This window comes from Phaeodactylibacter sp. (genome assembly GCF_040219495.1).
Lineage (GTDB): Bacteria > Bacteroidota > Bacteroidia > Chitinophagales > Saprospiraceae > Phaeodactylibacter.
In genome coordinates, this window is the sequence record NZ_JAVJSK010000079.1 from 210,314 (window position 1) to 236,786 (window position 26,473).

Below are 26,473 nucleotides of genomic sequence, written 5' to 3' on the forward strand. Positions count from 1 at the left end.
CCCAATACGCAAATGAAGCCACTTGATACCGCTGATCTCTTCCTTTCCTGACAGCGGGATAGAGTTGCCTGCAGTAGGCGAGTATCACACTTTCGGCTTTTTTTCGGTCTAAAACCCAGCAGATGAAATATAGAGACATGGCAAAAGGAGTGTTTTCAAGCAGGGAGGAGACACCACAGTCCCGGATCATGCTCATAGGGAAAGAGACCACTGATCTGGAGGCACTAAAAAAATGTCTTCCGCCCAATTACGCTATAGAAGTGGTGGAGTGGGCTGCTTCCTCAAAAAGGGGTAAGAGGCAGTACGATCTGATTATACTTGCAGGCTGTTCTTTAATAAGCCAGCTACCAGCGCTAAGTAAAGCCCTTACTTATTATCCACCTGTCATATTTCACGGCTCCGCCATTTCCGCGAAAGAGCGGATAAAGGCCCGAAGATTGGGGGTCATCAGCTTTGTAGTTTCAAGCCCGGAAGAACAAGAGTTGGTGGCGGCTATAGAAAACGTGATTCAGTATACAAGAGTGCAAAGCCAGCCAGCGAAAAAAAACACTTTGTTTTGCCAGGAAGTGACCAAGGCACTTGGACAGCTCCTGTCGGATCAGCCCGGCTTCGGGGTTAAAGACTTAGGCCAGAAGTTGCAGTTAAGCCAGTCTACGGTGTACCGTAAAATAAAGGAAGCATTTGACCAATCCCCCAACCGCCTGATCGCCGCCTACCGGTGTTATGAGGCTGCAAAATTATTGTCTGGAAGTGACCAGAATATCACCGAAATCGCCTATACCTGCGGCTTTTCAAGCTCGACCTACCTCGCCCGGACATTTAAGCAGTTTTACGGGATTACGCCCAGGCAATTCAGGAAAGATGGTTTGTCGTCTGCCCAATTTGTGCGAATATTTGAATGATCCGTGCGGCTTCAAAACAATCATATACGCTAATTTTACACTTGCAAATCATAAAACACCATTAACTCTCATGAAGTACCTAATTTACTCCTCGAGCTTCCCTCGTTTGGCTTTCCACTTTAAAGCGCTGTTTTTTAGCGCATTCCTTATGGTTTTCTTCATTCAATCGGTTACGGCTCAGGCCCCTGAACAGTTTAGTTATCAGGGGGTAGTCCGGGATCTGAGCAACAATCTGATTACCAATACCACTTTGGGGGTTCGTATTACCATCCGGCAGGGATCTCCAGCCGGAAATAATGTGTTCAGAGAGACTCATAATCCGGTAACCAACGGTGCAGGATTATTCAGTATCGAAATTGGAACGGGGACTATTGAGAATGGTAGTATATCGGCCATCAATTGGCAAATGGGCCCTTATTACATAGAGCAGGAAATTGACCCTAATGGTGGTGTAAACTATACAATAACAGGAACAACTCAGCTGCTTAGTGTTCCTTACTCCCTGTACGCCAAGAATGCAGGTCGTGCTGCTACAGCTGATGTAGCCGACCAAGCAAGTTCGTTGTCTGCAAGTGGTGCCGCAACCCTGACCGTACCTCTAGGGACCATTTTGCCTTACGCAGGGAGTGGTAGCAGTGTTCCCGACGGTTGGCTGTTGTGTGACGGGACTTCATACGATGATGATGCCTACCCTGATTTATTTACCCTTATAGGCTACACGTACGGTTCGGAGTCTGGACGTTTTCGGGTGCCAAATTTGAATGGACGTGTTCCTGTTGGGCTAGACAATAATCAAGCAGAGTTTAACGCGCTTGGAAATATAGGCGGTAACAACGAGCATACGCTGACCGTGGATCAAATACCCGCTCACTCCCATAGTGCTAGCACAGGCAACGACGGGGCACATACGCATGATGTGGTAACCGAGCCAGTTCCTGGTGTCTTTGGGCCGTATAGTGTGCTCTGGGGTGACGGAGGTGGGAATGGTATTAACTATATTGATGCTGCCGGCGGTGCTGGTAGTGGTCAGATTAATTCCGGTGCAAACGTTTTTGCATCTTCTGCAGGTACTCATAATCATCCTGTTACTGTTAATAATACCGGCGGCGGTCAGGCGCATAGCATCTTACAGCCTTACCTCACTATTAATTACATGATTAAAGCAAGATAACCTCCAGTACCGCTGAGGATATCGACTTAATACCGGAGTGATCAGGCATTCACTATGGTATTGCTCGTGGACGACCTAAAACCCTAACGTCATGCATTGTTACAAGATACTTATCTTTACTATCATAGGGCTGTTTTCATACTTACCCATATTTTCGCAAAATGGTACTAATGCTGCCCATACCGAAGCGAATGGATCGGGTGGGAGCGTAAGCGCTACTTTAGGACAAATCTTTTACGTTACCGGAGATGCCTGTGGTGGTCGTGTGCAGGCCGGTGTATTACAGCCCGATTTCCCACTGTTGACTCGGGAAAGCAGACTGGATGCTACAGATACTTCTGATGCATACATTACGATTTCCTGGAGTGTCTTAGAAGAATGTTTTAAAGATGTAGGAAATCGATGCATGCCGTATCCGGATGGTGTACTCTTGGAGCTGCTAGCAGGAGGGGAAAGGATATACTCTGATATCATATTCAATGCCAATGGCTTGTTAACGGATAGTTATCGCCACTTTGTAGGGCCGGACAGTACCGTTAATTATACCCTGAATTTGTTCATCAGGGGCAGTGGCGCGATGGCTTGCACCAGTATTTCCACTATGGGTTCAACCTTGCCTTTTCAGCCACCGACCAACCTGACGGCATCCACAGGGGCTTCTCCCGGAGAGGTAACACTCAGTTGGACCAATAACTCTCAGTTGACGAGCAGTGTATTGGTATTTCGTAAAACCGGCACTGATAGTGTATTGGTAGAGGCTATTCCGGGCACAGAAACTGTAGATACTTCATTCACTTTTGTTGACGCCTACATAACTGGAAATCCAGACAATCTGGTCAATGGCCAGGTTTATGAATACTGTCTGGCTACTTTCAACGATCAATTGGATAGGACACTGCCTGAGCAGGTATGTACAAACGGCAGTACATTTGATATCGGCCTTGGCGCTATGGTCGAGGACAATAGTATTGTAAACCTATCATGGAATGATGTAAGCTCCTTTGCAAGTGCGTTGAATATCCGGCGGGATGGTATCGTTATCGCAACATTGGACAGCACCAGTACGGCCTTCACAGATCAGACGCCTACCTTTGGAATGCCAAGTTCATACCAACTTGACTTGCTGAATGAAGAAGGCCAGACGAGAGGACGCGACGTCTTTACAGTCGATTTGGATGCTATTGGCCAGATTTCCGGTTTTATCCGTACACCACTTTCAGTGGGTATCGCCGATATACCGGTGACTTACTCCGTCAGGATAGAAGCCGACACCCTCAGAGACACGGTATATACGGACTACAGAGGCTTTTATGTTTTTGACCAGGTGTTCTTTGGCAGGCGTGGTGTGTTTAACGTAAACGCCAGGGATATGGGACGGTTTACTTTCTCAAACCGGGCACTCAGAGATACATTGACTAATGGAGAACCAATTAGCAGCTTACTCAATTTCACCTCAAGGGAAACATACCCTACAAGTATCGATGGCAGTATAATTGTTGATACAGTTATTGCTACAGCTGGAATAGACGAACTTTCTTTCCAATGGGATTATCAAACCTCAGACAATTTAAGAGACACCATACACTTTCAGTTATTTCGGGAAAGCCAGTTGATTGACTTTACGGACGACCAACAATCACAACCGTTTACTCTAATGGATGAAAGCGGAAGTGCCGGTTATATCTATCAATACCGGGTGGTCGCTTATGGCTTCAAGGGAGACTCGCTGGTCTCAGGCAGCAAAATGCTTTTTGACACTATGCCAGCGGTCGAGTCGCCCTACAACTTGGTTGGACAAGTTGGAATTGATGCGAACAGTGATAATGTCATGGCGTTGAGCTGGGATCATGACTCGGAAAACTTCGACGGGTTTAGGCTATATAGAGATAATGAATTGATTGCTATACTTGATACCGCGAGCCGGACCTACTACGATTACTATGCAGATCCCGGTCAGACTTTTACTTATGAACTTACTGCCTTCAGAAAAGCAGCGGAATCGAATGATATCCTCGAGTCCAGTCCTCCGGCTAACTCGGGGCCGCTTTCGATACCCGATTTACCTGTAGCCATATCGCTCACCGCTGACCCATTGCCGGCATCAAACGCTGTTGAGCTAAGCTGGTCGCTACCCGCAACTGCAGACAACTACGACAACCTTTCCGGTTTCATTGTTAGTCGTAATGGTGTACCTGTAAAACGGATACTCAAGGAGGGGCAGAATTATATTTACCGGGACTATCAAGGTGGATCGGATATCAATTATACCTACAGTGTTTCTCCTTACCTTTATGTGCCGGATACGACTTACGTTGGTACCGCCACGACGGCAGCAGTCACTTATCCTGTTGTAGCGGAGCCAGGTATAAGCACTGTAACCCAGCCCGCTCCCGGAGTATTAGGTGTCAACGTAGACCCTGCTTATGCCCAGCAATACAGCAATTTTGACGGCTATGTACTTAGTGTAAATGGTGTCCGCTTTGATACCTTGCGCCCATTTGAGTTTAGCGCTTTTTTGACTCCAAACGTAGCGGGTGGTCTTACCAATATCGATATAGAATTGGCTGCGTTCCGTACAGTCAATGGCGTGGAATATACCAGTGATATTGCTACCCAGACAGCGTCCATACCCGCACAGACAGGTGCTCCCTTAGATTCCATTGAGCATTTTACCGCTTCCAACGACATCCCCATGCATGTGGGACTCAAATGGGAATTCCCGGACTTCATTTTTGCCACCTTTTCGGTATACAGAGACGGGGTACTATTGGATACGCTTCCTTTTACTGCCCGTAACTACTATGATTACGGTGCCACTCCGGGGCAAAAGCATTTGTATACCCTAACTGCTGAGTATGAGGGAACGAGCTCTCCGGTTGTAGCGGCAAGTGGCCTGCGCCGCGGGACAGACTTCCTACACGGACAATTATTGGCTAAGCGGTATACGACCGATCGAAATGGTGTTAGCGTTAGTCTTGTGGATGCATCGACTAATGCTTTTCTTCAGGGCACTACTACCGACAGCTCCGGCTATTTCCGCTTTGCCCGCCTGCATGAATTGGTGGGCAGTGGTGATTGGGAAATTGCCGTCGATGATATTGGTGGGGGGCACGAACTTGTTGCTAATAGCCAGTCGGGCTTAACTACTTCAAGGCGCACCATTTTGTTCCGGGACGACTTTTCGCCAGCAGTATTACCGCCTTTGCCCTATCAGGACAGTATTGCGTTTGTCACTGCCTTTCAGTTGAGCCCGTTTGAGGAGGAACAAGCAATGGTAGCATCTTGGTCTTTTACCGAAGGTGCTGCAACGGGAGCTGTACTGGACCGCGGTCTATCTGAAATTGTTTCTGTCAGAATGAATGGAAGGCAGTTTTTCATGGATACACTGGGTGTGGGTGCGACAACCTATCCTTACCTGGTCGGTCCATATGTGCTGCAAGACGGCAATCGCATACCAGAGGCTGAAGTTCGGACCGTATTCAGAAATACCGATTATCCGGCATTGCCTGCTGTTGAATGTCTTTCTGCTCTGCCTAACTTGAATTATCTTGACAACAGTATCACCTTGCAGTGGAGTCACTTCAACGATAAAGTATCTTTTTACGAAATACGCCGTAATGGTTTACCACTAGGAACGGTAAGCCCCGGTGATTCACTTTGGTATGTTGATGTACAGGGTAAGCCAAACCAAACCTACATATACGAAGTACGGGCGGTAAGAACAAACAACATCGGAGTTTCTAATTCAGATTTCCGCTCTGTGGAAGTCGTATTTCCTACCGTGGCACGCCCGGCTCCTTTCTCTGCCGTTGCTGAACCTGATTCTAATGCTGTTCGTTTGGATTGGTCCTACAATGGCAGTGCAGTAAGTGCTTTTCGTATTTTTAGGAATGACGTACCCATAGCCGATGTGCCGGCTGATGAGAGGAGTTACCGGGACTACGAAGGGATACCATTCTCTGAACCAACCTATAGTATTGTAGCTCTCCTTGAGCGGGAAGGAATATTGTTCCAGTCGCGGGCTTCAGAAGCTGAAGTGGAATACCCGCCTATTTTATCTCCATTTAACGTTGTCGCAACGCCAAATACCAATCTGGGGCTAACAGAAATCAGCTTTAACTACCGTGCCCAGGGTGTCAGCCAATTTATTGTATACCGGGTTTCGGGAGGAAACCGTACAGAGTTGGGTAACATACCTTACACTTATGACGGCACCCTGCAATCTTTTGCCTTCAGTGACAATACTGGTGTGAAAGACGCCTCGTACCGTTATGAGCTTGTCGCCACTGACCGGCGGGAGGGTATTCTTTATGAGTCCGCACCCGGCATAAGCAATTTGGCTGTATATCCGCCTCCCCCTCCGGTTGATGAGTTTTTTGCTACTACTGACCTGCCCAACTGGGTAGACCTTGACTGGGCTCAAGATCTGGGCGTAAATGTAGATGGCTTCCGTATTGAACGTACTTTTAACAGCTTTCAAGATACCTTTTTTGTGTTCAACCCGGGAAAGCGAACCTACCGGGACGTTTTCTTCCCTTTTCCAAATTTGCCAAATACCAATATGCAGTACGTCATCCGATCGTACCGCAATGTCGAGGGGGCAACCTATTTCTCGATTCCGCGAAACATCAATGGCAGGGTGGCCAATATTGCCAATAATACTGCACTCTCACAGGTGATTGCCAGCAAGGGCACTTTCACGAACCGTACCCGTATTTCCTGGGAGTACACCGGGGATATTGCTGATGTTGATAACTTTTTGGTCTACCGGGATGAAGAACAGATCGCTACCCTGGGGGCTGATGACAGTTTCTACAACGACAGTGACGGTGTGCCAGGTCGGGAGTACGTTTACGTTGTCTCAGCAGTTGTAAACGGGAATGAAGATTCTGGATTGTCAGACATTGGCTTCACAAAGGGGGCAGGGCAACTGGAAGGCGAAGTTGTTTCGCTAATAGGTAATGCGCCAATTCAGGGAGCTTATCTGGTTGCCAGAGGAATTGTAGAAGGCGAACTTTATACTTACGAAGCATATACCGACGAAAATGGGCAATTCATCATATCCGGTATGTATGTAGGGGAAGAGCCGGTGAACTATACACTCAGTGTTAGCTTCAGGGACCACGTGTTTGTAGAGTCTGAGCAAACATTTACACTCTCGCCTCAAAATAGTACCCGTTCTAACATTTTCTTTCTCGATTCTACCGCTTACACTGTGGCAGGGTCTGTGTCCTATGCGGGCAGTGATTGCAGTATTGATAGTATTACGGTGCGCGCTTTGCATATTCTTTCGGACGGAAATATTGTGGAGGAGACAACGACCACCGGAGCCGATGGCACCTATGGGCTGGTCCTTAACCCTTATCTGAACGGACTGGTCCGTATAGAAATCACAATAGATAGTGTGTACACCCGTAATTTGGGTATGCCAGGTGAAGAACGGATCCTGCACAGGTTTGCTAATCCCGTAAGGCAAGTTAGCACGCCTGTACCTCAGTTTACCGAGTTCAACTTTCAAGACGTCCTGACTTACGATGTGGCAGTGTCTGTCCGGAATGTGTGCGGTTTTGCGGCCTCTTCCAATGCCCGTTTTGACATTGAAGTCAGTACCCGGGATGGGTGTTTTAAGCGTATTGAACAGACTGCCCTGAACGGAAAAGTTACCCTGCAGTTGCCGCCGCTTGATGGAATTGTGGCAAGGGTGGTTGGGGCTGCGCCATTATCCTTGGAAAACAACCTGATTGTCAATTATTTAGAATACAGACCAACGGAATTGGAGCTCGGAACTTTCCACATAGCCAATACTGAACTGGAGGCAGGGGGACTGGTTCAAATACAAACGGATACCACCTTAGAACGTACACTCGTTTACCACAAACCTGCATCAATAACCCTGGCTTCGGAGTTTGGAATGCGCCCGGCTTGTAACCCCAACCAGCCAAGGATATTACAGCAAAATTCACGGTACACCACCCGGTTTAACGTAACAGAATTACATCAGGGGGTGGTGTGTGATGTAAAAGAAGGGTATATAATTATCAACAACTCAGCGGCGAAGGAGAACAGCCGGGATACCCTTTTCTACCAACCCGAAACAGATGATTTTGAGCAGCATAGTTTCAGGGGAGGGGCTCCTAATTTAGTTGCTCCTTACCGCAAGGGTATCAACATACAATACTTTTCAGAAATTGGTGATTTACTGGCGGAACGGACAATACCGGTCATTGTATTAGGCGCTTCACCGCTACCGGGCAGCGATATTATCGTAGACGTAGAGGATGAAGAAGGGCAGGTGAAAATGCCTATTTACATCCTTCGTGACCCTCCGGGTGATGGTAGCTTCAGCTCAATAGAAGAAGGGCAAACTTTCACCAAATCATTGACTGATGTTTTCTCTTTCCGTGGGGGAGCGGGGCTTGACCTTGACTTTAAGTTGGGATTAGCCGGACAAGGTCTGTTTCTGGAGATTGAACAACGTATTGGTGGAAGCACGAACGACGAAGACACCTTTGAACTTGAATTCACGACAAAGCAGACTATTTCAACATCTTCCACTGCTGATTTCGTAGGCCCAGATGCGGACGTAATGGTGGGCATAGGGGTAGCAATACAGTATGGTCTGATTGATGAAATCCGCTTTAATGAGGAGACCTGCAGTATTACGAAAGTGCAGAGCTTTAATGTGTCTCCAAACGAAATTAAAACCGATTGGAATTACACTGTTGGTCAAATTAAGCAAATCGCTAACGAAAGAAGGGCCCAGGCAGATTCGGTAAGAGCGGGTAGCCTCGAAATACAGGTTGGTGGCAATATTTTACCACCAGGCGAAGCGGAGGAAAGGCTGATAACAGAAGCGATGAACTGGGAAGAGATACTGAATTACCACCAGGTTGAATCGGTTCCTTTTTATCAATTCTGCGCCGAAACCTACGATCCAGATCAGCTTTGGTCAGAAGTACAGTTCTATAACCTGGAGAGCGAGTACCGTCAGGGACTTGGCGTATTCGGACAGGAAGTAGAGTTTTCTGATGCCGAAGCTCCAAGTGACTACAGGGACAGAGTAGTGGCAGCTGACGCAGCGCGCCGCATTTTTTGCGCCGATCCTGCTGTAGGCTCCTACAATGCACAGGATAGCTTCATCCTGGCCCAGGATATTCAGGAAGTCATTTTCACTACAGATTTGGCAGCAAAATACGAAACGGCGACTAGGGCTGTAGACTACTATCTGGACTCCTTGTACATCCCTTCTTTTTTGATTGAATCCTTTATTGGGCAAACTCCTACGGTGTCCTTTATTCCTACCGTAGAAAATACGACTTTCTCTGCTGGTGTAGATATTGAAAAAAGTAAATCCATTTCACAGACAACGAGCAGCAAGTTCTCTCAACGCGGCTTTTTTACCCTTTCAGCTAGTGTCGGCGCTTTACTGGGTGTTAATACGGAAGCAGGCTTCGGTATCATCATTGAAAGTATAGATATCGAAAATAAGATAGGTGTAGGGCTGGATTTAGAGTTTGAATGGGGTAAGGACTTTTATAGCAGCAGCGAGGTAGAATCTACTGTTTCCTATACCTTTTCTGATGATGATCCCGGCGACCAATTTAGCATAACGGCTATACAGGCACGCGACCCGGGTCATACGCCTTATTTTCAGCTCCTCGGTGGCCGTTCGAGCTGCCCGCCGGAGGTAGGGACGATACTCCGTGACCGCTTTGATATTTCTCTTTACGATCCGGAGACGCAATCTACTTTTGATTTCCAGGAACTTAGAGCATTGAATCCCGATGAGCCAGCTATTTTCTACCTGCAATTGACCAACCTTAATCCGTTTGGTGAGCAACGTGACTTCTTCGTTTACCACGAAGCCGAGAGCAATGAGAATGGCGCAGCACTACGCTTAAATGGTGCTCCACTTGGAGGCGGAAACCAAACGGGGCAAACGCTGACTTTTATCAATGCAAACCAGCCCGTAATTATCCCTCTGGAGTTAAACCGGTCTATCAATAATTATCAATTTGACAGTATTTTCATTACACTCCGTCCAAGCTGTACAGATGGCGATTTGTTCCTGCTAGGCGTGCGGGATACTGTAACCATTAGCGCCTTCTTCGATTCGCCCTGCAGCGATATCAGTATCGCCTCACCAGGCAACGACTGGCTCATCACCCGCCGTAACCCTTTCCAGGCAGACAGCCGGGAGGCTATTGTGGTGGAAGTAGGCGACTACGATTCCGAAAACCCGAATCTGGATGAGATCTACCTGGAATACCGGCGTATTGGTGATGGCTCGGGTTGGGAAATCGTACCGTTTACAGAACTTGAGCCTCGCTATATCGTCAATCAGGATTCCCTGATACAGTACGATATGGAGAAATTTGGTCCGGGTGAGTCGCCTCGCTTCTTCTTTACCTGGGACATCACGGAGCTTTACCAGAAATATCCGGATGGCACTTACGAAATCAGGGCTATTGCTGCTTGTGGTACCGATGGTGTCACACAGTCCAACCTGATCCGGGGACAGATACGCCGGCAAACGGGAGAAGCCTTTGCTTTATTTGAGCCTTCAGACCTGGTCTGGCAGTCTGGCGATGAAATCAGCATTAAAGTCAACCGGGAGCTGGATTGCGCTACCCTAACAGAGGCTTCTTTCATCGTAATGAATGAAGCCACGCGGGATACCGTACCGGGTACCTTTGGCTGCGACCCGGCTGAGAACAAGTTGGTATTCCTGCCTTTTGCTCCTTCCTCCTTATTTGAGACGCTGGAGCCATTCGATGATCAGTTGCTGACCATTAAGGTTTCCGGGTTGCGTGATGAGTTTGGAAACCCCTTCCCTCTGCTCAGAAACGCTCAGGGTATTGTACAGGAAACATTAGATGCCAACGGAAATACCGTACCGGCCAGGGATACCTTCAAATGGGATTTCCGGGTGGTTGCGAGAGATATTCTCGTGCAGGACACCTTCCTGGAAACCACCATTTACCAAGACAGCGAAGGCATACTCCGCACGGTCTTGTTCAACACCAATCAGGGTGCTGGTGCTACCATTGGGTTCTCTATTCCGGAGCTGCTGGGCTTGCCCTGGCTGCAAGCTACCCCACCCAACGGCATCATAACTACGTCTGATGGGCTGCCGGTGCAGTTCAATATCGATGGCAGCCTGCTGCCGGTAGGGGACACGACGGTGGTGCTGAGTGTGGTGTCCAACTCCGTCCTCAACAACGCCGGAGTGGACAATATCCGCATAAAAGTCAATGTGCTGGCCCGCCCGCCTTATTGGGTGGTCGATCCGGCTGACTTTAGCAACAGCATGCAAGTCGTTACGAATTATCAGTACACGCAGCCACCGGGGAATGCACCGTCCCGGGACACTATGGACATCATTAGTGCCTGGATTGGTAATGAAATCCGTGGGGTGGCCCGAATTGCAAGTACGCAGACAGGGCAATACGCCGCCTTTATGCTTGTATATGGCAACCCCGAAGATATTGGCAAGCCGATTGAGTTCCGGGCATGGGATGCAGATCCGGGAGAAGAGTACAATGCTTATCCGTTGGATAGTATTTTCTTTGACGAAACGACCCTTGTGGGCTCCTTCAGCGACCCAGAGTTGTTGTTTGCAGACCGCGATCGCGACCGCGCCCGCTACATACCCGTCAACGGGGAAGGCGATGGCGGTGGAGGTCTGACCTGGCTTTCCTTCAATAGCCAGGAAACCGACATGACGGTCAACGAGCAGCTCCGGGAGTTGAAGTTCCTGGAAAACGGCGATATCATCAAAACAGAAAGCACCTCTGCCGGCTATGTGGAAGGGGTAGGCTGGATTAGTACGAATGGGCTGGATAGTATTGATGTGGAAGAAGGCTACATCCTTTTCTTAGGCAATCTCGACGATACCATTCGGGTAACCGGCCGGGATGCCACTTATGGCCCGATCGTATTGGAACAAGGCTGGAACATCATCGGCTATCCGCTTCAGGATACCGTAGGGATTAATGACGCCTTTACCCTGTTCAACGTAGAGGATGGTGACCGCATGCAAACGGTGCCTCAGGACCCGATTGCGCTTGATCTACCTACCAACATGATTGCGGAATACAATGAGACGCTGATGCGGTGGTTGTTTGCACCGGGTATGGAAGTGCTGCGCCCGAATTTTGCCTATCAGATTCTGGTGAGCAATCCGGCAGCGACGATGCTCTATGATGGGGCACAAACGCCATTTACGGAGGCACCCGTTAGCGATGGTATGGGCAGTAATTTGCCTGTGTTTGCGCCTTCCGACCCTGAAACATGGACGGTTGACCCCTCTGCCTATCCTTCCAGTATGGTGGTAACGTCCACCCTCCACTTTGATGGTGAGATGAGCCTGGACGAAGGCGATCGGGTTGCTGCCTACGTCAATGGAGCATGCCGGGGCGTTGCGCCGGTGAGTTACGTGGAGGCATTGGATGCCTATCGGGCACCCTTGTTTGTATACGGTACGCAGGCCGGGGACGAGGTGCAATTTCTGATGTACGATGCCAGTGCAGGTCAGGTTTTTCTGGCGGAGGCGTCACTACTCTTTGAGCCGAATGGCATCACCGGCAGCTTCACCGCACCTTATGCTATGGAAGCCCGGTCCATGAGTGCGGCTTACGAGCAAAGCGGTACCTACTGCGCGGCAGATGCCAATGGCACGATTAGCGTAGCTATGGTCACCGGGCTGGAAGCGCCTTACACCTACCAATGGGAGACCGGAGCAGAAAGCGCCATGATTGAAGGGCTTACCGCCGGAGATTACAGCCTGACCATTACCGGTGCCAACGGACTGGTCTTTGCCGATACCGTAACCCTGGAGAATCTGAATATTGAAATTCCGGCACCGGAAATTGAGCTGTCTGCCCAAAGCCCGGCTTGCCGTGGCACCGACGTGGTCCTGTACGCTCATGCTCCCAATACAGGGGCTTCGGTCCTTTGGGAAACAGCGGATGGGGAGCTCCTGCAGGAAAACCCTGCGCTGCTGATTGAAGACATACAGTCTGCCTATACTGCTCGCGCTAAAACCACCTATCGGGGCTGCTTGTCCGAGCCGTCAGAAATCGTAGTGGAAGTTTACCAGCCCGATGCGAGCTTTACCCTTGCACGACCAACAGAATTGACCACGGAGACAGAGGTGCAGTTTACGCCTGCTGAGACGGAAGGCTCTTTTGCCTGGGCCTTCGGCGATGGGGAAAGCAGTACACTTATGAACCCAATGCACCAATACGAGCTGCCCGGGCACTATCAAACTGTTCTGTCTTTGACGGATATGGACGGTTGCACCGGGCAAGGGTTGTATGACATCTGGGTTAGCGCTGCCACGCAGGTGCTGGAATTACCGGAAGGCGAGCTCCTGCTGCAGGCAAATCCAAATCCATTTGGGACGCATATTGATGTGAGCCTCCAATTGCCCTACGGCAGTAGGTATACACTGGAACTGCTCACGCTATCCGGGCAGCGTATTGAGAAGCACGAAAACGTTTGGGAAGCCGGTGCACAAAGCCTGCGCCTCTCCCCGGATGTGCCAGATGGCACCTATCTGCTGAGGTTGGAAAGCAGTAGAGGGCATCAGTTGGCGCTGCCTATAGTCAAGCAAACACCACGTCCATAGGGCGTACTTAGGGGAGAAGACCATTTCACTTACCTGGGAGGTATTTTTTTTAGAAAAAAACCATGTCAAATCATGGAATTATTTTTTTTGATTAAAAGTCATGAAAAAATGTCTACTTTTGAAGAAGCCAAGGGTGATTTATTCTATTCCTTAAGCTGCCATAACCCCTCGGGACGATCTAAATATGAGCAGCAATCTTATCCTAAGGCGGGTTTTTCAATCGCGTTCTGTTTAAGCCTTCAAGCTGAATGGACGTGTAACGTAGATGTATAACAAATCCTAAACCTCATGACTCGACTATTATCCCTGGTGTTGAGCGGTTGCCTCGTTTTTGGTTGCCAATTTGCTTTTTCCCAACCTTTTTCGGCCACTTCCGGAATGAGCGACTCCTATATTGATGTGGAGTGGGACTTATCTCAGGCTTGTTTTGAAGATGCTTCTAATAATGATGAAGCTTATGAAGATGGTGTATTCCTTGAGCTGACAGCAAACGGTGTTGTCATCTATACAGAAATCATAGATGAGGCTATGCCGGGTCCGGTAGACAATATTTACCGCCACTTTGTTGGTCCGGGGCGATCCATTAATTATGAGCTTGTCCTCTATGAAATCGGGCCCGGTGACGAAATTACGGCGATGGGGTGTTCAAGTTTGACTGCAACTGGCGGCACCCTGGCTTTTCAGCCCCCGGTTGGGGTAACTGCTACAGATGCCACTCGTGCCGATGCGGTAGAGCTCACCTGGACGAATAAGTCTGAGTTGAGTTCCTCCTTCCAGGTGATACGAAAAGTTGGGGCAGAAGAGACTGTTGCGGCGATTATTCCTGGAACTACTATTATTGATTCTGTTTTTACATTTGAGGACAACTACCTCCTTGGCAATTCCAATAGCCTTGAAAATGGTGTTCAATATGACTATTGTATCCGGACCTTTAGCAATCTTGTAGATTCTACGTTTACTGAAGCCGATTTTACAGTTTGTGACCAGGGTAGCACATTCGATATTAATTTTCAGGCTTCTGATTTCACCTTTTTAGACCGGGTGGAGATGTCATGGAATGATGTATCGCCATTTGCTGATAAGCTGGTAATTAGAAGAGACGGGGACGTTATCGAGGTTATTGAAAATCCTTCTATAACACAATATGTAGATTCCATTCCTACTTATGGACTGAATAGTTTATACACTATAAGCCTGTTGGTTGATGAAGAGGGCGATGTTATCCAGATACAAGATCAGGATATGGGAGGTGTAGATCCTGTAGGTAGTATATCCGGATTTGTGAGAAGCGACGATGGGGTTGGTATATCCGGAGTTAAGATAATATATCGGGTAGAGGTTCTCGATTCGATCATTCAGGATTCGACATTAACGAACTACATCGGCGAATATTCATTCAGTTCGGTTTTCTTTGGGAGAACGGGTAATTTCACTATTACACCTTCCCGTCCGGGTGATGGGGCTTTTCTGCCCGCTGGAAAAGAGGTTACACTTGACGTAAACAATCCAGATGCTCAGAAAGTCAACTTCTCTTTTAGAGGCGTTCTTAGTACCGGGCCTGATTCCATAGCTATAAATTCTCTTACTTCCGACGGGGGAGAGGATATCCTAACCTTCTCCTGGGATTATTTTTCTGATGCGGATACTACCCATTTTCAATTGTATCGATATGGAACCCTTATTGGTATAGAAGATGATGCTGATGGCGTACCTGGAAGCATCACTGACAGAACCGGGAAGCCGGAACATTTTTATGTATATGAGCTTAGGGCTTATTCCATCCAAAATGACTCCTTTACTTTAGTATCTGTAAAGGATACGGTGCAGTTTCCAAAGGTCACAGCGCCACAAAATCTCATAATTCAGGATGATTTCAATTCCGAAACAGAAGGGGTTCTAACATTGAGCTGGACCCATGCTTCCAATAACTACGATGGTTTTCAGGTCTATCGCAACGATAGCCTTATCGCGGTGTTAAACAAAGGAGTAACGTTTTTCTCCGATTATGCTGGTATTCCGGGAGCAACTTACGATTATAATGTATCTGCCTTCAGGAAATTCAATGGTCCCGTTTTGGGAGAAGAAATCTTTGAATCAGCCTATTTAAGTGCTGATGGTAATTTATATCCGCAATTTTTTGAGCCAGAAAATGTAAACGCAGTCCCCAGGGGAAATGGTAATTCAGTTTTAATAACTTGGAATATACCAGCAGCAGCTTCGACAATTGATAACTTCACTGGCTTTAAAGTTTACCGCAACGGGGAAGAAATAGGAACTATCTTAAAGGACGATGATTATGAATTTTTAGACCTGCAGGGAGTGCCGGGAGCTGGAGTAAATTATTCAGTTAGCACTTTCGTACTACAATCTGACACCACATCCCAAAGCAACGGAACTTCAGCGTCTAACAATCCGGTCACTTTTCCTATCATAGAAGCTCCCGTCATTAATTCGGTGACACCCGCCCCGGGTAAAGCTACCGTAAACCTTGATGCGAGCTACCCTCTGAATAACTCCAACTTTGATGGGTATATCTTTTACGCAGACGGTGTACCCTTTGATACGGTTGGTGTAGATAAAAGCAGCGCAATTTATTATCCAAATACTACTGGAGCCATTGCTCTTTCCATCGATTTTGAAGTCCGCGCTTTTAGGAATATAAATGGTACGGTTTTTACTTCTGACGCTGCTGATCAAACGGCTTCCGTTACAGTTGGTAACAATACGCTGGAGGCTCCTGGCAATATCAATGCCTCTGAACGCTTCCCTATGCATGTGGCGCTGACCTGGACCTATCCGGTTTTCAAACTATCTCAGTTTGTCATTTACAGGGATGGAACAGCTTTGGATACCTTGCCAACTACCGCTCGGGCTTACTATGATTATGATATAGCTGTTTCTACCCGCTATGAATATGCGATCAAAGCCATTTACGAAGGTGCGGAGTCTATTTCTGTTTTTGATCGGGGTTCAAGATTAGGCCGCGGGTATGTGATCGCTCACATTGATACGGATGCGAATGGAAGGAGTATGGATAGCCTGCGAATTGATGTTGTGGGAGATTCAGGGCCTCTTGAACCTGTTTTTACTAATGCATCGGGTACGGCTATTTTTGATTGTATGCCAATTGGTAGCGAAGTAATATCCTTCAATCTGGATACTGAGGGGCGTACTCTTGAAGTACCGACAGATATCCTGAGTCCGGTTGGTGGAGTATCAGGAAACGAAATTGAAGTACTTATATTTGAAGAAATCTTTCAACCTTCTGATGTTCCTCCATTACCCAGAACAGACTCTATTGCTGCCGTATTGAATACTTCAGCTCAGGCACTTAAGCACCATAGGCAAGTTATTATCAGTTGGTCTGCCTCAGAAGGTAGTTATGATGGGTTTGAAGTCTACCGCGGTCTGGCTAAAATTGCTGATATTTCCAGGGGAGAGCCTAATTTTGTTATTGATAGTACTGGTTTTGGGGGCATTGAATACCTTTATACTGTGCGTCCATACGTTATTGATAACGGAGACATTGTTAGAGGAGAAGAAGTTGGAGCATTCATAGCTTTCCCTGCCCTTCAACCTGTGGAAAACTTAACGGCTACTATTGGTTACTTTGGAACTGCAAATACCTTAAGCCTCAACTGGAGCCATCCGAAAGGAGATGTTGCTTATTACCAAGTGACCAGAAATGACGAAGTAATAGGCATTGTGCAGGCTGGAGAACAGTTGACTTTTGAGGATAAGACTGGAAAGCCGGGTCAGACTTATAATTATACCGTCAGAGCTATACTGTTTCAGAATAATGGATTGGTCGCGTCTGCCCCTAAATCTGTAACTGTCGGCTACCCTGTTGTTGGAGATCCCGATCTTAACTTACTCGCTGTACAAGATAGCAATGCGGTTAAAATAGAATGGACATATATGGGAGACGAGGTGGATGGCTTCCGAATACTTCGGGATAACAACCTCATTGCTACATTGGATCCAGGGACACGATTGTATTGGGACCTGGAGGGTAGTCCGGAAACTGTTCATGATTATACGGTGATTGGATTGCTGGATCGCAACGGCATGGAATTCCAGTCGGAAGGAGCAATGGATACCATTACCTACCCTAAGCTTAAGCCAGTTGTCAATTTGATCGCCACACCAGTAGACTCTCTGGGGAATGCCATGCTGTCTTTTGAGTATTATGCAGGTGGGGTGGATCGGTTCGAAATGATGTATATGGTTACTTATACTGACCAGAGCAGCGTAATGCGGGATTCGACAATTATGCTAACGCTATTTCCAGATCAATTGGTAGGTAATGTCCTGAAATTCGAGGATGAACTGGCTATACCGGGAGCCAGTATCGATTATATGCTTCAGTCCGTATCGGTAAGAGATGGCGTAACCTATTATTCTGACTCAGAGACGGCTACAGTTGCCTCTTATCCCCGACCTCCAATGCCGATGAATCTGATCGCCACTGATGGTACCTATGAAAACCGGGTTGAATTGACTTGGTACAGCCCAATTGAAGCCAATATAGACTATTTTGAAATCCTGCGGGACAATTCCCCAATCGGAACCGTAAGTGGTGGGCTTCGGCAATTCACGGATGTATTTAATGGTATTGGTAATACGCCCGGCGGATCCTACTCTTACTCTGTAATTGCTTACAGGAGTGATTACGGGGTTAATTTCTCGTCTGTCCCCGCTATAAATTCTGGTTACCCAGGCTTGCTTCGTGAAGGGTACAATACTTTGGATGACTCCGGTGTCGATGCAACATTTGGATGGGCTGTCAGTGCGCATCAGGATATACTTGCTGTGGGGTCTCCATCCTCAGGTGGAGGGGTAGGACATGTTTCATTTTTTGAGTTTGATAATAATGGTTGGGGACTCGAAAGGTCTATTTCCGGAAATAGTTTTGGCGGTCTTAGCGAGTGGGGATACAGTGTTGATGCCTTCAATGGTCATTTTATAGCAGGTGCACCCGGTACAGATTCTCAGGATGGCTTCATTGCATATTATGATACTTTTTTTCCAAGTGTTATTATTGTAAATAACACACCAATAACGGATAGCCGTTTAGGAGAAAATGTTGCCGTTTCGGGGTCTCGCTATTATTTCACACAGCAACCAGACACTCCAACGCCATCCAGAGAAATAAGAGGGGTTAATATTACATATTCCCCTTTTGCAGCCACAGTCTTTACTAATCAGGTACAAGCTGCTAATCCATCTAATCAAAAGTATGTATCCATGGATGCCTCTGATTCTTACGTAGTGGCAGGGGCTACTACAAATACAGCGACGGAGGAGGGCTTTGTGGATGTTTACGAACGATCGGGTAACTCGATGAGCTCAATCAAGAGGATGAACGGCGAAGAGGATGGTAATAATTTCGGTACTTCTGTTTCCTTGAGCGGCAACTTACTAGCTGTGGGAGCTGATAGCAAAGAGTCCGGAAGGGTATATATTTACAGAGTAACTGGAAACAGTCCATTTCTGGATCCTATCCAGGAAATCTCCCAACCTGGTTTAGACAATAATACAGGTACGGATTTATTTGGTTCATCAGTTGCATTGTCAGATGACTACCTAGTAGTGGGGGCCCGAAATCATCGAGATATAGGCAGCTCATCTACTCGAACTGGGGTAGCCTATCTTTATAAAAGGACGGGTTCCAGCTTTGAATACATTGATGTAATGAATATTCCCGGAGGGCAAGGTAACGCAGGAGATGATTTTGGGTTCTCTGTCGCAGCTTGTGATGAAGGGTTTCTGATAGGAGCGCCTTATTATGGCAGCAAAGGTGGAGTGTTTTACTATTCGATAGACCTCCTCGAGCTTTGGAACGAAAAACTAATATCCGTTACCGCCAGCGATGGCCAATTCTCGAGCCGTACCCGAGTGGAATGGGACTTTACCGGCAATCGGGATTACATCAACGGATTTAACATCTACCGGGATGATGAGCTCATTTACAATGCTGCCTTCAATGAGTCGGTATACATGGATACCGACGGTGTTCCGGGCAGAGAATACACCTATAAGGTTAAAGTATTAACGACTGAAGATCGGGAATCTATACCCAAATCAGATAAAGGCTACCGTAAAGCAATCGGGGTATTCGAAGGGGATGTATTCACCGCGATCGGCAGTGCACCTGTGCCTGGCGTAACTATATCAGCAGAAGGGATCATTGATGGCGAGAAATATGAATATACAGGGCTTACAGATGTGAATGGCCATTTCTATATTGATGGCGTGTTCTTCGCTGATGAAACCGTCAATTATACGTTGACAGCTTCCTATCTGGATCACGTATTCCTGGTTAATCCAATTCCTGTGGTTATCTCACCAGATAATCCTGTCAAATCTAACATTATCTTTATTGACAACACTGCTTTCATTGCGCAGGGAAAGGTAGCCTATGAAGATGTAAGTTGCGGGCTGGACAGTATCACGGTCCGGTCTATCCATACCTTTACGAACGGGTCTGAAACCGTTGATGAGGTCATGACTGATGAAGAGGGTAACTATTCTCTGGTTCTTCGGCCCGGACAAGCCAGTTTGGAAGAAATTCGTATCGAAATTGACTCCTTTCAAATCCGGTCGGATATAATGGGCAATAATGTAGATACTATTCTGCATCTGTTTACAACAGACAGCGCAACTGTCTTTACAGATTTCTCAAATTTCAGGCAAAATTATCAGATTGACTTTGTTGATACTCTTACTTATGAAGCGGAGTTCTTTGTAACGACGGTTTGTGGTTTGCCAGCCTCGAGTAATGGCAGCTTTAATATTGAAATCAGCCGAAGAGATGGTTGTTACCAGCAAATTGTAGCTACCGATAGTATTTCAGGTAAGGTAACAGCGAATTTGCCGCCTTTGGATGACCTCGTGGTGACAGTCAGGTCCGGAGTGCCGGCAACGGTAGAAAATCTGTTGATCACGGACTATCTTCGTTATCGCCCAACTGAAATAAATGTAGAGCGTACCCATATCGATAATTTTAAAAACGACTACAGCCAGGAAGTATTGGATTCCTTGCTATTCACAAAACTGGTCTACCACAAGCCTGCAACAATCGATGTGGCGAACGAAATCGGAGAGTTGTTCTGCGGGGATGCTTCTGAGCCCCGGATTTTACGTCAAAACAGCAACTACAATTTAGCTTTCAGTGTGGAAGAAACCATCAATGGCCTCACCTGTAGTGTAGACGAAGGAATCTTAGTAGTAACTAATGCTGCAGCCAAATCCAATACCCGCGATACGCTGGCGTATTTGCCGGAATTGAATGGGTTTGAAAAACACCTGTTCACTGCGGGTGGCCCTAACCTTGTAGCGCCTTTCCGTAAAGGGGTCAACATCAAGTATTTCTCTGAGATTGGAGACTTGTTAGCGGAGGTCAATATTCCGTTTGTTATTACAGGTTCTGCACCATTGCCAGGCAGCGACATAATCGTGGACATCAGAGACCAGGAAGGCCAGATTAAACTTCCCATTTACGTGCTTCGTGATCCTTTCGGAGATGGCAGTTCTAGCTCTATTGAAGAAGGAACTACAATTACAAAATCACTTACGGAGCTCTTCTCTTTCCGTGGTGGTGCAGGTGTAGTGACAGACTTGAAGTTTGCTGTGGGCACAGTAGGACTGTTTTTAGAGATTGATGCTTTAGCAGGCGGAAGCACCGCCGATGAGGATACTTATGAGCTCTCAATTACTACAACCCAGGAAATCTCTACCTCAGCTACAAGTGACTTTGTAGGACCGGATGCTGATGTACTTGTGGGGATCGGGGCTTCAACGCAGTATGGTCTGATAGAGGAAGTCCGGTATCTTGAACAGAGTTGCGAGTTTGTCAAAGTTCAAACTATTGACATTACGCTGAATGAGATTAAAACAGATTGGTTTTATACGGTTGGTCAGATCAAACAGCTGCGCAATGAAAAGCTGGATCAGGTTCAGCAGGTGCTGGATGGAACGCTAGAGCTTCAGGTGAACGGGGACGTATTGGATCCAACTGAAGCAGTTGGGCGACTAAGTGCGCTTGCTGAAAATTGGCAGGCAATGCTAGATTACCATGCCCGGGAATCAGTCCCTTTCTATCAACTCTGTGCGGAACAGCTCAATGCAGATTCTTTGTGGGATGAGTCGATTCAGTTTGATAACTTCCAAACCTTTGTACAAGGGCTGGATGTAGGCGTCTTTGGAGAAGAGCCGGATGATTTTACGCCAGATGCTGATCCGAATGAGGATTTTATTACCAGGATACAAAATGCCAGGGATGCCAGAGCAGGGTTCTGTGGAGAAATAGGTTCCTATAATGCCCAGGATAGTTTTATCCTCAACCAGCCCCTGAATGAGGTCATTTTTACAACCGATTTGGCGGAAAGGTATGAAGAAGCATCGAGAGCTGTTGATCTATGGGTGGACTCCCTTTATCTTACTATTGATAAGATAGAGGAACAAATTTCTGATATTACAACGCTGGAGGGGATATTCCCGGAAGTGGAAAATACCACCTTTTCAGCTGGTGTGGATGTCACCAAAACCCGAACAGTCAATCGTACGACAAGTAGTAAATGGTCAACCCGGGGATTTGTGGATTTCTCGCTGATCCTGGGAGGTTACTTGGCAGCAAAGGCTTCGGGCGGATTTGGCCTAATTACAGAAATAGCCGTTGCTGAAAATAAACTTGGAGGACAAATCCAACTCAATTTTGAGTGGGGTAAAGACCACTATAATTCCAAAGAAGTGGAGTCCACTATCAGCTACACATTATCTGATGATGACCCAGGTGATCAATTTAGTGTGACCGCTATCAAAGGCCGTGACCCTGGGCATACGCCTTACTTCCAACTCCTTGGTGGCCGGTCCAGTTGTCCTCCTGAAGAGGGTACTATTTTGAGGGATATCTTCGATATTTCACTGTATGACCCGGAGACGGAGTCTACTTTCGATTCCCAGGAGCTAAACAACCTGGATCCCAATGAACCGGCGACTTTTTATGTACAGCTTACCAATCTAAACCCCTTTGGAGAACAGCGAGATCTATTCGTATACCACGAAGGGGAAAGCAATGAGAATGGGGCAGCGATACGCCTTAACGGAGGACTGCTAGGCGGAGGCAATCAGAGCGGGCAAACGTTAACATTCATTAATCCTAATCAACCCATTATTCTTCCGCTTACCCTTACCCGATCAGTCAATAATTACCAATTTGACAGCATCTATGTTGTACTAAGACCTAGTTGTACAGATGGGGATTTGTTCCTTTTAGGTGTTCGAGATACAGTAACCATTAGCGCCAATTTTGATCACCCTTGTAGTGATATCAGTATTGCTTCTCCGGGTAATGATTGGTTGATTTCAAGACGTAATCCATTTCTGGAAAACAACTACGAAAATTTATCCGTTGAAATTCGCGATTACGAAGCGGGTAATCCCTCTTTGGAAGAAATCTACCTCGAATATCGCCGCATTGGTGATGGTTCGGGTTGGGAGAAGATTCCAACATCTCAATTGGATCCGAACTATGTAGTTAAAAATGATTCTCTGGTTGCCTATAATGAAGACAACTTCGGTCCTGGACAAATTCCGAAATTCTTCTTTATATGGGACATAACCGAATTGTATGAAGAATATCCGGATGGGATTTACGAAGTCCGTGCTATTTCTTTCTGTGGGACTTCGGGAAAAGTCCAATCCAATATCATCCGCGGTCAGATCCGCCGGCAAACCGGCGATGTATTTGCTCTGACCGAACCCGCAGACGGTATCTGGCAGGCCGGGGATAAGATCAGTATCCAAGTGAATAAAGAACTGGATTGTTCAAAGCTCGGTAACTTTACCTTTGAGGTCACAGAGCGTGAAACCGGTAATGCTGTGCCCGGTGACGTATTCTGCTTTGCAAATGAAAATAAGCTGATCTTCGAACCGGATGACGCCACCCTGTTAACTTACGATGGACAAATACTGGACGCCATCGTCTATGATCTTGAAGATGAAGTCGGTAACCGTTATCTGGATACCTTCCGATGGGATTTCAGAGTGGTGGCCAGAGATATTTTTGTTCAGGATACCTCATTAGAAATCACCATCTATCAGGATAGTGAGGGTGAGTTGAATACGGTCATTTTCTACAATGATGATATTGGCTTTATCAACTTCATAACAGACGGAAACGCAAACTATCCCTGGTTAACGGTTGATCCATCTACAGGTTCTGTTCCGGCTGCCACCGGCAGAGCGATCAACTTTACCATTGATGGAACGCAACTTCCGGTAGGGGATACCACTGCGGTGATCCGCTTTTTATCTACCTCAGGTCTTGCCAACCAAGGTGAAGACGCTGTTACGATTAAGGTCAATGTATTGGCCAAACCGCCTTATTGGGTGGTCGACCCGACTCAGTACACCACTAGCGTCCCTGTGATTACCAACTTTGAATTTAGCAATGCACCGGGTGTGACTTCCCGTGATTCCATGGACATTATCAGTGCATGGATTGGTAATGAAATTCGTGGCGTCGCACGGATTAGCAGTACTCAGGTTGGGCAGTACGCCTCCTTTATGCTGGTTTATGGTGACCCCGAGGATGTTGGGACCCCGCTTGAGTTCAGGGTATGGGATGCGAATGAAGGCCGGGAGTACAATGGTTACCCACTGGATAGTCTGTTCTTTGATGATACTGAGCCAATCGGCTCCTTTGGAGATCCGGAGATTTTAATCGTTGACCGGAACCGCGATCGTGCCCGCTACATCCCTGTCAACGGCGAAGAAGATGGAGGAGGGATTACCTGGCTGTCTTTCAATAACGAGGAAGATGATATGCGTGTCGGCGAGCAGCTTCGTGAACTTAAATTCCTACAAAACGGAGATATTATCAAAACAGAAAGCACCTCGGCCGGCTATGTCGAAGGCATTGGATGGCTCAGTACCAACGGGCTCGATAGCATCGATGCAGAGGAGGGGTATATTCTCTTCCTGGGCCGGTTAGACGACACAATACGGGTGACCGGAGCGGATGCGTCATTTGGGCCTATCTCGCTTGAGCAGGGTTGGAATCTGATCGGTGCTCCTATTCAGGACACTGTAGATATTAATGCTGCCTTCAATGTGTTCAATGTTTCAGATGGTGATTTCCTCACTACTGTTCCACAGAACCCAACTATACCCGGTCTTGGAACCAATATGATTGCCCAGTACAATGAAGGCATGGCTCAATGGCTATTCGGTACGGGCAGCGGCATGGAAGTCATGCGCCCTAATTTCGCTTACCAGATAAGGGTGGGCAGTAATAATGCGGTCATGATATATGATGGTGCGACCAGCCCACTTTCGGCAGCACCGGTTACCGATGGCAACGGGCAAAACCCGGTTGCTTTTGTTCCTGCAGATCCGGAAACCTGGTCAGTCGATCCATCTGCTTTCCCTTCCAGTATGGTTGTTACGGGCGTGGCCCGGTTCAATGAAATACAGAGTTTGGACGAAGGCGATAAAATAGCAGCATACGTAAACGGAGCCTGCCGTGGCGCTGCCCATATCAGCCATATTGCTGCCCTGAATGATTACATGGCACCTATGTTTATCTACGGTGCGCAGCCTGGTGAAACGGTTCAGATATTGATGTACGATGCCAGCGAGGATCAGGTCTACCTGGCCAAGGAGTCTTTAGTCTACGAACCTAACGGCATCATTGGCAGCTTTACGGATCCTTATACCTTCGAAAACCAGGCTATGAGTGCGGTTTATGAGCAGGTGAGTACCTTCTGTGAAGCGGATACCACCGGCACATTGAGCGTGACAATGGTCAGCGGCTTAGAAGGGCCCTTTACTTACGAGTGGAATAACGGAGCGGCTGGGGCCTCACTTGAGGGCCTCTCCGCAGGCAGCTATACGGTCACCATCACGGGACAGGGGGATATCGCGTTCACTGATACCGTAGTATTGGAGAACCTTGAGGTGGAAATACCTGCACCAGCAATTGAAGTATCAACAGACGGAGCGGCTTGCCGCGGAACGGATGTTGTCCTGCACGCTATTGCGCCTAATCAGGACGCCAGCGTAGTTTGGGAGTCTTTAGATGGTGAAGTGCTTCAGGAAGGCAATACGCTACTTCTTGAAAACATTGAAGCGGCTTATACGGCTTACGCCAAAACGGTCTACCGGGGCTGCATATCTGCACCTGCGGAAGCCACCGTAGCGGTTTATGAGCCGGATGCCAGCTTTACGGTAGCCCCTCCTGAAGAAGTGACCACCGCTACTGCTATTCAGTTCCTTCCGGAACATGAGGCAGGGAGTTTTGCCTGGTCATTTGGAGATGGCCAGACGAGTGCCCTTGTTTCACCTTTGCATCAGTACGAATTCCCCGGCCATTACCAGGCCTCCTTATCACGAACCGATATGGCAGGTTGTATGGGCTTCGGGCTCTATGATATTTGGGTTGGCGCAGCTACTCAGACCCTGGAACTTCCAGAGGGAGAACTTCGACTGCAAGCCACTCCTAATCCGTTTAGCCAATACCTGGATGTAGCGCTGCAATTACCTTACGGCGGGGTTTATGAACTGGACCTACTCTCCATATCCGGGCAAAAAATTGAGCATTTGACCGCCACATGGGAAGCAGGGAAACGAAGTATTCGTTTAGCACCTGATATTCCAGATGGCACTTATCTGTTACAATTGAAGAGCGACCGAGGGCACCGCTTAGCTTTACCAATTGTAAAGCAAACACCAAGGCCATAACGGTCATTTAAAACAATTGAGAAA

At 47.4% G+C, this 26,473-nt stretch carries 4 protein-coding genes; all 4 read left to right on the forward strand.

What is annotated here, in order from left to right; all coding sequences use genetic code 11:
• The first annotated feature begins 122 nt into the window (after positions 1-122).
• The 4 genes from RIC19_RS12170 (at position 123) to RIC19_RS12185 (ending at position 26,449) form a co-directional block, all read left to right on the forward strand.
• Positions 123-902 carry a helix-turn-helix domain-containing protein gene (locus RIC19_RS12170; RefSeq protein ID WP_350178594.1) on the forward strand — a complete coding sequence of 260 codons (780 nt, stop codon included), beginning with the start codon at positions 123-125 and terminating at the stop codon, positions 900-902.
• Between the two features lie 70 nt (positions 903-972).
• A complete protein-coding gene (locus tag RIC19_RS12175) occupies positions 973-2,073 on the forward strand; it encodes a phage tail protein (RefSeq protein ID WP_350178595.1) in 1,101 nt (366 codons plus the stop codon).
• Between the two features lie 91 nt (positions 2,074-2,164).
• Positions 2,165-13,705, forward strand: a complete 11,541-nt coding sequence (locus RIC19_RS12180) for a PKD domain-containing protein (protein WP_350178596.1) — start codon at positions 2,165-2,167, stop codon at positions 13,703-13,705.
• 288 nt (positions 13,706-13,993) lie between these two features.
• Positions 13,994-26,449: a PKD domain-containing protein gene (locus RIC19_RS12185; RefSeq protein WP_350178597.1), complete on the forward strand. Its 12,456-nt coding sequence runs from the start codon at positions 13,994-13,996 to the stop codon at positions 26,447-26,449.
• Positions 26,450-26,473 lie beyond the last annotated feature (24 nt).